The sequence below is a fragment of the Nostoc sp. UHCC 0870 genome, assembly GCF_022063185.1.
Lineage (GTDB): Bacteria > Cyanobacteriota > Cyanobacteriia > Cyanobacteriales > Nostocaceae > Trichormus.
In genome coordinates this window covers 4,688,537-4,701,307 of sequence record NZ_CP091913.1, presented here as the reverse complement: position 1 = coordinate 4,701,307, position 12,771 = coordinate 4,688,537, and the positions used below count along the sequence as shown (strand labels likewise).

The window sequence follows — 12,771 nt, the reverse complement described above, 5'->3', positions numbered from 1 at the left end:
AGGATTTGAGATACCATCATGAATGACAGTTATATCAGAATAAAAAGCTTTACTCGCTGGTTGCGATTTAGCATTGTAATATTTTTTACTCTACTCCTGGCTGTAGCTTGTCATCGTGGTGGTTCTCTACCTGTTAATTATCAAAGTACCAACGCTGCTTGTCGTCAGGTGGAACACGCTGCGGGAATTACCTGTATTCCAGACAAATTTGAGCGACTTGTGACTCTAGATGATGCTGAAAATGCGATCGCACTAGGAATTAAACCTCTTGGTGCTGTGATCTCCCATTTTTCATCATTTTGGCAAGATCAGCTAACAGGAGTAAAAAACATCGGGACAACTGGCGAACCTAATTTAGAAAGTATCCTTGCACTCAAACCAGATTTGATTGTGGGTTCTGACTATCAACTAGATATTTATCCTATTACTTCAAAAATTGCTCCAACCGTTTTGTTGAAATTTGAACACAGTGGTCAATGGAAAGAGGTATTTAAAAATACTAGTGTGGCGTTAGGAAAGAAAGAAGTCGGTCAACAAGTAATGGCAGATTATTACCGTCGTCTCGCAGATTTTAAGCAGAAAATGGGTAATAAGTTATCAAAAATCAAAGTTTCTGTAGTGCGAGTCTATCCTAGTAACATTAACCTTTATCTACTTGATTCTTTCTGCGGAACAGTTTTACAAGATGCCGGCTTATCTCGCCCAGAATCGCAAAATTTCACTGCATCAGAAGCAAAAAAGTTATTTAATAATCAGATTCAAATGTCCATCGGTAATGAATTAATCGAACAAGCTGATGGTGATGTGATATTTATTTGGACGGCTGAGAATGATGCCAAGGGTAATCGAACAGCACAATATAAATTAGAGCAACTTAAATCAAGTCCACTGTGGAGAAATTTAAAAGCTGTGCGAGAAAATAAAGTTTATCTAGTTCCACAATACTGGATTGGAAGTGGTATGTTAGCGGCAAATGCGATTATTGATGACTTATTTAAGTATCTAATTGACACACCTTGAGTTTTTCGGAGATAATCCAAACACCGAGAATTTAGTGCTTGAAGATTAGTTTAAATACTTTTTATAAAACCAATTCGCAATTCGCAATTCGCAATTCGCAATTCGCAATAAATAGTGTTTGTATCTTAATTTTCCACACACCAGATAGAGATAATGCCAATCACGATTTCGCAACAAGCTTTCTGGGAACTTTTTTCAGAAACTGAAGAAATCCAAAACCAGTGTGCAGATGAGTTTGAGACGATTTGCCCATATCCACAGGAGTTAGGTCAAGGAAATCTCCTATATATTCACTTGCGGGAAGGACTGGAGTTAACAATTGCTGACTATCTGGTGGTCACAAAAATCAATCTAGCTCTGCTTTGGCTGGACAGTAAGCTATTTGTGGTAGCGGTGTTGCACCAAAAGAATCTTATGAATGGTTAGCAAGTCAGAGGACTCTGTCCATTAATCTCCATATCGAACCGGAGTTTTTTTGCTCATGTCTAGACCTTCGCACTGAGCAAAAATCGGCACAACTTGCCCATTTAGTTGAAAAACCAGAAAACAAATATTATGTGCGTTCCGGTAACACCACGTCTGTGATGACGATGGCTTTGCAACAAATTCTACAATGCCCGTACCAGGGTGTTACTAAGCGTATATATGGGTAAAAACCTCTACCTTACATTTTTACCCCAGTTCTTTACCCAAACTACCCAAAATTACACCAAAAATCTTGGAAGGCTCTGGAAACAACACCTATGACTCCTATTAAAAAAGGGCTTGGAAGCCCTGTAATGCTTATATTTCTTAGAAGGCGACACCCGGATTTGAACCGGGGGATGGAGGTTTTGCAGACCTCTGCCTTACCACTTGGCTATGTCGCCAGCACTCACAATTACCTATAATAACAGATTTTGTTCTAAATTAACATCCCTTGTTTGGGAAAATTTGACTTTATTTGTACCAATTCTGGAAATGGGTGCTGGTATCACCAGGAAATATAGATTTATTTAGATAATACTAACATTTACACTTCTGTAGATGAGTGTCGTAAAATACAAAAAAACTAAAACTTCTATCTTAGGATAGATGAAAAAATAAAATATTATTTAATTAAGCTATTTTATACAAATTTTTTGCTGTATTTTGCGTATAATTGCTTAATTAAAATAAAAAGTATTTTACTTTAAAAGTATGGAAATAAAAAGTAAATCATGTTATTGATGCTCTTAATGATGTATTTACTAGCAAGCTAATTTTATTACTTTCCTAAATAATGCTATTGTTCCAAAAGGAGAATCAAATATTAATACGCACAAATCCCTAACCGTAAAAATGAATCAAGCTTCTCCAATATCAGTGGCGCAAGTAACGGATATACATTTGTTGGCGGCTGAAAATCACCAACTCCAAGGGATACATACTACAGAATCTTTCCAAGCAGTGATAAAACGCTTGCAAGAACTACGCGATGAACTTGATTTACTGCTACTGACTGGAAATTTGTCTGATGATGGTACGCCTCAATCTTATGAAAATCTGCAATACCACCTGAATTTACTGAAGATACCAACTTATTGGCTACCAGGAAATCATGACTGTGCGATCGCAATGGATAAAATTTTAAATCTAGGAATGCTTTCTCGACGCAAGTCTTTTCAACGGGGTGGTTGGAATTTTATCTTGCTGGACTCTTCTTTACCTGATAATTGGCATGGTTATCTGTCGTCTACAACTTTAGCGTGGCTGGAATCTGAGTTACAAATTCTAGGCAATAACCCCACTTTGGTAGCATTACATCATCCTCCTTTTTCAGTCAACTCTGCTTGGTTAGATGCAAGTAAGCTGAAAAATCCTGAAGATTTATTTGCTGTCCTAGATCGCTATCCCCAAGTTAAGTTAGTCTTATTCGGTCACATTCACCAGGAGTTTCAACACCAGCATCATCACGTTGAATACCTAGGTACTCCCTCAACTTGCTTTCAATTCCATTCAGAAAGTCCCACTTTTGCCATTAATCAAGACTTCCCTGGATTCCGTCTGTTGAAACTGTACCCTGATGGCACATGGGAAAATAGAGTTGAGCGAGTTCCTTATCCTTCTTCACTCAAGTCAGCCGCAACAGTTTGAATTGAAGATAGGGAGTAGGTAAGAATCACCTACTCACAAGCGATAAGGGACTTCCAGATAAAAAATATCCAAACTGTAGGGTGCGTCAGTGCGATAGAAACTAACTATACTGAGAAATTATTCATACTGACGCACCCTACCCAACTGATAATATTGAATCAGAAATTGATTACGACTTCATCAGCAAAACTCTGCGATCGCACGAATTGGAATGGCCCAGCAACAGAACCCCAAAGAAGTTGATCGGTTTCTAAATCCCGTCCTCTATCAAGACTCAAGAATATTTCGTCGTTCACCTCAAATTCATTATCTAAATAACTTTTTTGGTCTTTGCGAACCACAATACAGGCTTTACCTGGTTCGACTTTACCTTTGAAGGTATTGCCCGTCCACTCCACAATCATGTCACAGCCGGGCATTTTTTCTAAGTGTTCACTTTTGAGATGCTGGAGGCGTTCCACATTGCGGGATGCACCATAGAAATTTTCCTCTTGCTTGACAGTATAGTTTTCCAAGCGGATGCGATCGCCTACAACATATAACTTTAACACCCGCAAGCGATAAGGCTGACTCAGCATAAAGTCATAAGCCTGTTCTAAAAACAATGCTACCCCCGATAAGACATCCCAAGGCAGAGGACGCATACACACGCGTATATGAGCATAAAAAGGTGGATTTGCAAAAGCCTGTGCTTGATTGCTAAAATCACCAGCCATCCAACGCGCTAAGGTGGCAATATCTGTAGAATGAGTCACGTCGCTTCGCTCCGAATTCAAAATTCAAAATTCAAAATTCAAAATTAACATTCCCCATAAATAAATTGAGGTGCTAAAAAAATATCTGTAAGTATTCTAAAGGTTATTGGGGTCTTCCTGGTCTCACCTACTCCTCTACATCCAATTACTTGGGTGCATCCCACTTTTGTCATCCTGAGTGTAGCGAAGGATCTCAGTTCTAACACGAGATCGGGATTCTTTCCTACGGAACGCTTCGCGTTAAGCGCAGCTATGCCGCAGGCTTTACACTTCGCTATCGCTACGTTCAGAATGACATTTACAAAACTGGGATGCACCCATTACTTGGCCTCAATTCCATAACAAAAGCGACCAATTACAGGTGGGCTTTTCGCCATTAATGTATTTGTACTAACTTGTAATCCCTGCAAAAAAGGCTCTAAATTGAAAGTCTTCCAATCTTGAGAATTATTGTTACTAGAACTCCACTCACTCCACCATTTTTCGGCAGCTACCCCTTTAGCTTTAGCATCGATAGTAAAGTAGTAAAACCCAGAATCTTGTAACCTATTTGGTTTAATTGTAGTTACAAATTTCAAGTTTCCCTCACCATCTTTTTCCCATTGATTTAGTTGCAGAGCTTGTTTTAATCCTGAATCGTTAGATTCTAGTAATTTTTTTTCTAAATTATCGAATATCTGAACTGTAGTTTCAGTCTCAATATTACTAAAAGGCAGTAATGTATGACTATATAATCTTAACGGTACACTGTAATTAATTGGTATCTCTTTATCTGGGTTTGCATTGACTCGAAAAAGGTGAATTTTTTCTTCATTCACTTCTATTCTCGGACTACCCACTGCTGCTATCTTCTGCACAGATTTTTTTTGTGGTACTGCTTCGCCGTCAAGATAAGATACTTCTTCAATCAAATGATTTGCAGAGAAAATATTTAGTTGGCTATCTGTTGGTATTTTATTTTCCTTACTTATTTTGTTAAAATAAAAGGCGATGTCGCTATATTTTCCCAAAAAGATCAGATAAAAAGGTCTAAATTCCTTAATTTTATTACCTTGTGTATTATGGGTTGTATAGCGAAATTTACTCCCACTATCATCTTCACGATATACCTCTCCATTAAATTCACTTTTTATTGCGACAATGCCCACAGCATAATCAGCTTCAATATTATTTACATTTAGATAATTTTGCTCGATGCGGCGATTTATCTGATTAACATCTTCACTCGCCTGATATAAATCTGTGATAATCACACTTAGCTTATTTTCCTGAGCTGCTTCAATAGCATTTTCTATCTTGACTGTTTTTAGAAGTGGATAGTCTGTACCACTATAAAATTTTGGCTGTCTAGCGTCTCTATATTGCTGACGATTAATTTTTTGGGGTGTTTCTCCCAAACGATAATACTCTTCCGTAATCTGTCTAGAAGTTCCTAGGAATAGGATATTTTGTAATGATTCTATGGTTTGACTATAGCGAGTTTTTTCATCCCTAGGATGGATGACATATCCCTGCATTGATGGTGTGCCATCTACGTATATAGAAACTGTCAATGGTGATGATAGTGAAACTGGGCTAGGCAGTTCCGGTAATTTACAAGTTAATTCTGGTGCTGATGTAGGAGATATAGGACAACCTGTCAGTCCCAAAGTTATTCAGAATATCAAGAAAGTCAATACTTGCCGTTGCACTCGCATCATGTCTTTAAATATTGTTTGTGAATATTTAATAAATATAAAAATATGTAAACCTGTATTTTGATTTACAAAATGGCTAGCTTTGTACTTAATATTACATTATTGTAATACGATAATCAAGAAAAACAGATTTTGCTAACAATGTAAAATTTTGTACTCATCACCAGAGCTATAATAAACCATTATTTGGTATATTTTTACAAACTACCATTAGTCACTACTACAGGAATCCAAATGAAGCAAAGTGAGCTGGTTCGCATTGTTGGGTTTAGTGTATTTGGCTGGCTGTTAATGTTTTGGGTACAGCCATTTTTTTATCGCATTTCACTACCTTTTTTTGTACTGCCTAGTGTAGACAAACTTGATGCTTGGATTAGTAACTACATCCCAGGAGCAACAATTGTTTTAATTGCTTTTGTGCAACATTGCTGTGGTATGTTTTGGCATCCAGAGCGCAACCCAGAACAGCCCATGATAGACAAAGTTGGTTATTGGTTTGGTGTGTAATTTTATTCATCCCAGTTTCAAGTATTATTGCGACTTTATTTTTCTTGAGTTATAAGCCAGAAGCTATTTTGTCTCTAACAACTCTGTATATATTTGATGCGGCATTTCTTTACTGGTTTACCACGGCTACCAGTTCGCCAAGAGACTTAATGTATACTCCTCGAGGAGCATTTACACTGCGTCGTCTTCCTCTATTTAGGAACTAGATAATGGCACTGTATTTAATTGGGATTGGTGGGACTGGTGCTAAGTGTATTGAGGCGGTTATTCATTTAGCAAGTGCGGGACTTTTTAGTAACACGCCTATCAAAGTTTTATTTATAGACCCAGATGAAAGTAACGGTAATTTAGAACGCGCTCAAAGTACACTAAAACTTTATCAAAGATGTTCTCAAATCATCGCCGGAGAGAAAGAACAGTGTGCTTGGATGAAGACTCCCATCGAGTCTTATGATTTATGGTCGCCGTTTGCAGAGGTAAATGTTAACAAAAATCTGGGGTCGTTTTTTAATTACAATAACCTGAAGCAGAATTATCAAGAATTAGGTAACTTATTTGATGTTCTTTATACTAAAGAAGAACGAACAGTTAATTTAGACGTGGGTTTTCGTGGACGACCGGCAATTGGTTCAGCCGTGATGAGCCAAGTAAATTTGGAGACATTAGATCAAGAACCGTGGCGATCGCTAATTGGTCAAATTCAAGCCGATGTCGGTGGAGGAAGCCCAACTAAGGTTTTACTGTGCGGTTCGATGTTTGGCGGGACTGGTGCTTCGGGATTACCTACCATCGGTCAGTTACTCAACAATAAATTGCGAGCATTGATTGAGAGCGATCGCATCAATATGGGTTGTATATTCATGCTCCCCTATTTTTGCTTTGCGCCACCTGTAGGCGAAGACCCCGATGGTGTTTACGCCCAATCTGATTTATTTTTATTAAACACCGAAGCCGCATTGCGTTACTACGTGAACCAAGCACAAAAAATCTTTAGCAACGTCTACTTACTGGGTAATCAAAATGCCAAGAAAGTTGAGTTTAGTATTGGTAAAAATACTCAACGCAACGACCCCCATTTTTTGGAATTATATGCTGCCCTAGCTGCTCGCAAGTTTTTCTTGCAACCATGTAACAAGCAGCGTCCTGTGACATTAATTGCACGTCAAGATTTAGGCAAAGTCACGTGGAACGATATCCCAGAACCCAACATAGTTAAACAGGAACTAGCTAACGCCACCCGTTTCGCCTATGCTTGGCTAGCCAATACCCGACCAGAATTATACAGTGCGAAAGAACAAGGAGTCGTCTGGGGACAAAAGAATATACCCTGGTTTAGTAGATTTTTCCGCCCCAAAAGCTTCCTTGGGAATTATGGAAATTTACCTGAATTTGGTGAAGCGCGAGAACAAGACACCATTGAGGTTGTAACACGTTGGTGTCAAACATACTTGCGTTGGCTATACAACATTCATCAAGGAGAAGGTGAGGACATTCAACTTTTTGAATCTCGTTCGTTGTTGCGACCAACACCAGAGGGATTTCCCCGCTTAGTTATTAATGATAGTCGAGACAGAGGTAAACAAACCCAAGACACCATACAAGAATTAAACGTCAAGCTAATTTCTGAACCGCGAAATCTCCCAGCACCAAATCAAGGAGCAGCAGGATTAGCGAAAGCCCTCTATATTAATTCTCGCCTGGAAGAGCCAAAATCAGGGAAAAATTGATTATGACCGCTACACCAATCAATAACAATTTATGCTTTTTTCTACCTGCATTAAATCAGGAGGCTGATGTTAAACCCATTGATGAAGCAGGTAAATGGGAAGAGCAAGAAAATAACGCCTTTGAAAAGGTAGCCACCAGTCTCAATTATCAAGCACCAAGGGAAGTTAAAAGCATTAGTTCCGTACCCACCATGTGGGCGCGACCCCTATCAGTAGAGATGGCTCTGCATAATAATCAGTATCCCATCCGCGACCAAATGATTGAACAATGGCGGGGGATGCTAGCAGCTTTAGCCCTTGCTGAAGTGCGCGGGTTTCCCCTGAAGGCGCAACTCATAGAACTACGTCAATTGCGATATGAAGAATTTGCTCGTTGTTTGCATGAACTTTTACCAAGTGAATCTAGGACTCTTTACACAATAGCAAATAAGCATTCCTGGGAAGATATTTACGTCTTTTTATGGCAAGGTAAAGCAGTCGGGATGACTTCTCCTAGTACCCTAGTTTGTCCTGCTGAAGAAGGAGAATGGAGAGGCTTACAATGGTGGGTAAAAGGTCAACTGCACTCTCCTATTCCTCATTTAAATGCTAGTGAAAAATCTTTGTTGTGGCGTTGGCTAGAAAATCTACGCCGAGAAATCGGTAAACCAGAATATCAAGGTAAAAAGCAGGCTATCAATACGATTGGTGGATTAATAGATGAATTTCGCGCTGATTTAAACGCCGATACCAGTCAACCATTAAGCTTAACTGAAGAACCACAATTTTTTGGCGTACCGCTCAATAGAGGAATATTAAATACCTTAAACTTTCCTGTTAAAGCACCAGAAAAGCCTTCTAATATCAGATTAATAGCTAGTAGCAGTAAAACTCCTAAGTCAGATTTGTTAGTTATTGATCCAGAAATTGCTAAAGTCTGGAATGTGCCATTACAAAATATTTGGGTGCATGGAGGTAAAACTTTAGCATCATTAAATGTGGAAGATTTACGGCAAAGAAGAATTATTTGGCAAGATGTCAAATGGGTTGAACCGAAAGATTTATTTTTGCCAGAATTTAAATTTATTAATCAAGAAGATGCCTTACCAGGAGCATTCTTACCAAAAGAAGTTGTACCCTTAACCTTTGAAGGCGATCGCATTACCCCACTCATACCCCTAAACCCCATCCTACTAGATTATCTCACCCCAGAAGAGTTAATTTCTAGACTGAAACTACAACCTCTAAATGGCAATGAAGGCCCACAAATCCGAGTCACATTAGACCTACCCCTAGCTGGGATGGAAGAAGGTAATTCATCCCAAAACTATCGTCTGCAAAAGGATTATGTCCTCAAAGAAGAAAACGCCTTACCAGAAGTACCCGTCTTAGAAGTATGGCCGAACTTCCGCAGTCCAAGCTGGAAATATTACTATGCTTTTTATTACGATGGTGAACATTCAGATGATACCTTCCAAGTAAATTTTCCTGAAGCGAAACAACCCCAAATTTTTAAAGATGGTCGGGGTGCTTATCAAATGGCTTACTTGGAACAATTTCCCTCTTATCTTGAATGTCAAACGCAAAATAAAAATCTCTTAGGTTTAATTCTACTAGAGTCTCCACCAGAAGTTACTACCAGAAGTTCATGGCAAATAGGTGTAGATTTTGGAACATCTTTTACTAACATTTATGTCAATAGAATTGGTACAGCCGAGCCATTAGAGTTAATTAATCTCCATCTCAAAATCACCGAGTTTAACCAAGAAACTCGCTTACCATTGCTGTATGAATACTTTATTCCCGAAGACTTTATTCCCTTACATAAACCCCTACCTTTATCTAGTGTATTAACAACTAGAGGTAGCCAAGCTGCAAATAATGACCAAAGAAAACCAATTTTTGACGGTCGAATTTACGTACCCAACAGTTACAGATTTAAAATTCAAGAAGACTGGATTAAAACCAACTTAAAATGGGAAGAACCACAAAATTTAGTCTTCAATCAACTTTTCCTCAAGCACTTAGCACTACACATTACAGCTATAGCTGCAAGCCAGGGAGTTGGACAAATTCAATGGTCTTTATCCTATCCTTCAGCTTTTTCTCGCGGTGATAAAAACCGCTACGCCAAAAGTTGGAAAGATATCACAAGAGAACTAGAAGAAAAAACAGGTGTTGGACACAATTCTCCAGACATAGATAACTTAGATTATTTCCGTTCTGAAAGTCTAGCCCTAGCTCAATATTTTGCAGATCATGAAGATCATGACTTAGTTAACACCACCTGTATTGATGTTGGTGGTGGTACTTCAGACATATCAATTTGGGAGGAAGAAAACCTCGTTCACCAATGTTCAGTTTTGTTGGCAGGTCGGGATTTGTTCTCACAATTTTTAGAATTAAATCCTAAATTTTTAGAAAAGAGATTTGGGATAGAACCATCTGAGATCAAAGGACTCAAAGGTACAGCATTTAATCCTAAATTAGACGTGTGGCTACGCTTGGAAGGAGACAACTGGCTGAATAACAAAAAAGCCTTTATTGCAGATCAAGCCGATTTTCAAGGACTAATACAACTCACAGCTATTGGTACGGCTGGATTGTATTACTATGTAGGCATTATTCTCAAAACTTTGCACCAAGAAGAGAAATATAAGCGTCCAGAAATCACACCTGTTTATATGGGTGGAAATGGCGGACGCTTTTTACATTGGCTTTCTGAAACTGGACAATTTGACCGTAACTCAGAAATTAATCTGCTATTTAGCCGGATGTTGAGTAAAGGTTCTGGTTTTGAAGACATTGAAGTAACTACACGTTTAAGTCAGAATCTTAAAGATGAAGTAGCTTGTGGCTAGGGTGTTGACTTTGGGTATCTTATGATGATATTTCTTCATACAGGATAGACACCTAAAAATATCAAATTGAGGTTGGGTGGTTAATGAATAAATTAAAAAGTTCCTCCAGCCGATTAATTCGTCTGTTTAAACAAAGTAGAGAGAATTGGAAAGAGATAGCCCTTGAGAGACAAAAAAAGCTCAGAGCATTAGAAGTAAAAGTTAGGGATTTATTGCTCTCAAGAGAGAATTGGAAAACACGGGCGATGAAAGCAGAAAAAGAACTACGTATCCTTCATACCAATTTGGTTGATGGACAAAAAAAGGGGAAGAAAATTCCGAAAAAATAGAGATGGTGGCAGCGTTCGGGCATCAATATAGCGTTCAAACAGTACAAAAAGCCATACAACAAAGCATTGATTCTGGAAGTAGCTTACGAGGAGTTGAGAATAACTTGAAGTGGGAAGCATCGGCGGAGGAAGTAAAAACTCCCTGCTTCAGTAGTGTGAGAAGTTGGTTAGGAAGAATTGGTTTATATGAACTACAACGAGCCAAAGAATACCGAAGTGATTGGGTTTTTATTATAGACCTAACAGTAGAATTAGGAAAGCAAAAGTGTTTGGTGGTTTTGGGAGTATCTCAACAATACTTAGAATCGGAAGTTTTCCCATCAAAAAGAGGATTAAAACACCATGATGTTCAAGTATTAGCACTGGAAATCATGGATTCGACCAGAGGAGAATTGATTGAACAAAAGCTTTGTGAACTAACTACTAAAGTGGGCTGCCCAGTACAAATAATAGCAGATCATGGTAGTGACATTGAAAAAGGAATTAAGCTTTACATACAAAAATATCCAGATGTAGTTTATACGTATGATGTAACTCATGCAATGGCTTTATTACTCAAACATGAGCTAGCTAATTCCGAAAAATATCAATCTTTTATTCAAAAATGTAATCAGTGTCGGCATCAACTTCAACAAACCGAATTAGCCTTTATATCTCCACCATCGCAACGCTCTCAATGTCGTTATTTCAATGTAGAGAAGTTGATTAATTGGGCAGAGAAACTGTTGAAATGTCCAATTGAGACTTTATTAAAATTAGCAGAAACTTCTGACCCGGACATTTTCAATCAAAAATTAATTATGAAGTTTGGATGGTTAAAAGATTATCAAGAAGACATCCGGATTTGGAGTCAAATGGTGATGATGACCAGAGCCTTAGAAATTCAACTTAAACAAAACGGTATTAATCAAGAATCTCTAGCTGAATTCCAGTTAAAAAACAATTCAACATTTCTGGATATAACTTTCCCACAAAATATTTGGTTATATATAAAAACTGAAATCGAACAGATTCCCAAGGATAAAACTTTTTTGGCAGCTTCTGATATCATTGAATCTATTTTTGGTAAATACAAACATTTTTCCTCTAGATGCCCTCTCAAACAGATAGGTCAGATGATTTTAAGCATTTGTTTATGTACGATGAATTTGACCACATCTGTGGTTAAACAGGCATTAGAAAATGTTCGCTATATAGACCTTAAGGATTGGTCATCTCAAGTTTTTGGTCAGTCCATGCTCTCGAAAAGAAAAATCGTATTTTCGACCTTAGATAACGACGCAGAATTTGTATGAACTTTTTTTAATGCTTTTCCTACAAAGTCAACACCCTAGCTTGTGGCTTAGTCTTAAAAGATACGAAACTTAAAGGATTAAAACGCAAAACCAAAGACCCGTTAATCGCAGGTGAGCAATGTGTAATCAATGGTAGACAAATTAATTGGAACTCCCGCTTGCAATTAGAAGAAGATGAAGAAGAAATTACGCAATTTACGATTCCTCAACTAGTGCAGTTACCCAAATTCATTTATGATTTTCATGTAGCACTTAGAGAACTAGAAATTGAAGGTATTAAACCTTTACAGGGGTATAAAAGAAGTCTAGACCTACAAGAAAACGAAAAACTATGGCGAGATACCAACCGCGCATTAACAGATTCTCTGTTAAAAATTAAAGGTTCATCAGAAAATATTCGTTTTGAGCCTCCTTATATTTTGGGATTAAAAGCGTTGTTACGCGTATTAGGTAAAGACTGGGCGGATAGATGGTCAAAGTAAATAT

General features: G+C 38.0%; 12 protein-coding genes and 1 tRNA gene. 10 read left to right on the top strand and 3 right to left on the bottom strand.

Annotated features, from left to right (window positions below):
* Positions 1 to 18 precede the first annotated feature (18 nt).
* Together L6494_RS19830 and L6494_RS19825 are read left to right on the top strand one after the other, a co-directional pair.
* Positions 19 to 1,020: an iron-siderophore ABC transporter substrate-binding protein gene (locus L6494_RS19830; RefSeq protein ID WP_237989471.1), complete on the top strand. Its 1,002-nt coding sequence runs from the start codon at positions 19 to 21 to the stop codon at positions 1,018 to 1,020.
* Positions 1,021 to 1,173: 153 nt separating this feature from the next.
* Positions 1,174 to 1,446: a hypothetical protein gene (locus L6494_RS19825; protein WP_237989470.1), complete on the top strand. Its 273-nt coding sequence runs from the start codon at positions 1,174 to 1,176 to the stop codon at positions 1,444 to 1,446.
* A gap of 371 nt (positions 1,447 to 1,817) precedes the next feature.
* Here L6494_RS19825 and L6494_RS19820 read toward each other — a convergent pair.
* Positions 1,818 to 1,889, bottom strand: a tRNA-Cys gene (locus tag L6494_RS19820).
* A gap of 451 nt (positions 1,890 to 2,340) precedes the next feature.
* Here L6494_RS19820 and cpdA point away from each other — a divergent pair.
* Positions 2,341 to 3,135: a 3',5'-cyclic-AMP phosphodiesterase gene (gene cpdA / locus L6494_RS19815; protein WP_237989469.1), complete on the top strand. Its 795-nt coding sequence runs from the start codon at positions 2,341 to 2,343 to the stop codon at positions 3,133 to 3,135.
* 158 nt (positions 3,136 to 3,293) lie between these two features.
* Here cpdA and L6494_RS19810 read toward each other — a convergent pair whose 3' ends face one another.
* Together L6494_RS19810 and L6494_RS19805 are read right to left on the bottom strand one after the other, a co-directional pair.
* Positions 3,294 to 3,890 carry a chromophore lyase CpcT/CpeT gene (locus tag L6494_RS19810; RefSeq protein ID WP_237989468.1) on the bottom strand — a complete coding sequence of 199 codons (597 nt, stop codon included), beginning with the start codon at positions 3,888 to 3,890 and terminating at the stop codon, positions 3,294 to 3,296.
* A 320-nt stretch (positions 3,891 to 4,210) separates the two neighbouring features.
* Positions 4,211 to 5,287: a hypothetical protein gene (locus L6494_RS19805; protein ID WP_237989467.1), complete on the bottom strand. Its 1,077-nt coding sequence runs from the start codon at positions 5,285 to 5,287 to the stop codon at positions 4,211 to 4,213.
* Positions 5,288 to 5,390: 103 nt separating this feature from the next.
* Here L6494_RS19805 and L6494_RS19800 point away from each other — a divergent pair, with 103 nt between their 5' ends.
* From L6494_RS19800 to L6494_RS19770, 7 genes are all read left to right on the top strand, one after another.
* Positions 5,391 to 5,651, top strand: a complete 261-nt coding sequence (locus L6494_RS19800) for a hypothetical protein (RefSeq protein WP_237989466.1) — start codon at positions 5,391 to 5,393, stop codon at positions 5,649 to 5,651.
* Between the two features lie 170 nt (positions 5,652 to 5,821).
* Positions 5,822 to 6,094: a hypothetical protein gene (locus L6494_RS19795; RefSeq protein ID WP_237989464.1), complete on the top strand. Its 273-nt coding sequence runs from the start codon at positions 5,822 to 5,824 to the stop codon at positions 6,092 to 6,094.
* 209 nt (positions 6,095 to 6,303) lie between these two features.
* Positions 6,304 to 7,821 carry a hypothetical protein gene (locus tag L6494_RS19790; RefSeq protein WP_237989462.1) on the top strand — a complete coding sequence of 506 codons (1,518 nt, stop codon included), beginning with the start codon at positions 6,304 to 6,306 and terminating at the stop codon, positions 7,819 to 7,821.
* Between the two features lie 2 nt (positions 7,822 to 7,823).
* On the top strand, positions 7,824 to 10,661 hold the full coding sequence (locus L6494_RS19785; RefSeq protein ID WP_237989460.1) for a hypothetical protein: 2,838 nt from the start codon (positions 7,824 to 7,826) through the stop codon (positions 10,659 to 10,661).
* An 83-nt stretch (positions 10,662 to 10,744) separates the two neighbouring features.
* Positions 10,745 to 10,990, top strand: a complete 246-nt coding sequence (locus tag L6494_RS19780; protein ID WP_237988609.1) for a hypothetical protein — start codon at positions 10,745 to 10,747, stop codon at positions 10,988 to 10,990.
* Between the two features lie 2 nt (positions 10,991 to 10,992).
* Positions 10,993 to 12,285 (top strand): hypothetical protein, encoded by a 1,293-nt coding sequence (locus tag L6494_RS19775; protein ID WP_237989459.1) that lies wholly within the window; start codon positions 10,993 to 10,995, stop codon positions 12,283 to 12,285.
* Between the two features lie 158 nt (positions 12,286 to 12,443).
* Entirely contained in the window at positions 12,444 to 12,767 is a 324-nt protein-coding gene (locus tag L6494_RS19770; RefSeq protein ID WP_237989457.1) for a hypothetical protein, read from the top strand.
* Positions 12,768 to 12,771: the final 4 nt, after the last annotated feature.

Coding starts and splice junctions, on each gene's coding strand:
- L6494_RS19830 (WP_237989471.1), top strand. CDS start 19: ATGAATGACAGTTATATCAGAATAAAAAGCTTTACTCGCTGGTTGCGA.
- L6494_RS19825 (WP_237989470.1), top strand. CDS start 1,174: ATGCCAATCACGATTTCGCAACAAGCTTTCTGGGAACTTTTTTCAGAA.
- cpdA (WP_237989469.1), top strand. CDS start 2,341: ATGAATCAAGCTTCTCCAATATCAGTGGCGCAAGTAACGGATATACAT.
- L6494_RS19800 (WP_237989466.1), top strand. CDS start 5,391: ATGACATATCCCTGCATTGATGGTGTGCCATCTACGTATATAGAAACT.
- L6494_RS19795 (WP_237989464.1), top strand. CDS start 5,822: ATGAAGCAAAGTGAGCTGGTTCGCATTGTTGGGTTTAGTGTATTTGGC.
- L6494_RS19790 (WP_237989462.1), top strand. CDS start 6,304: ATGGCACTGTATTTAATTGGGATTGGTGGGACTGGTGCTAAGTGTATT.
- L6494_RS19785 (WP_237989460.1), top strand. CDS start 7,824: ATGACCGCTACACCAATCAATAACAATTTATGCTTTTTTCTACCTGCA.
- L6494_RS19780 (WP_237988609.1), top strand. CDS start 10,745: ATGAATAAATTAAAAAGTTCCTCCAGCCGATTAATTCGTCTGTTTAAA.
- L6494_RS19775 (WP_237989459.1), top strand. CDS start 10,993: ATGGTGGCAGCGTTCGGGCATCAATATAGCGTTCAAACAGTACAAAAA.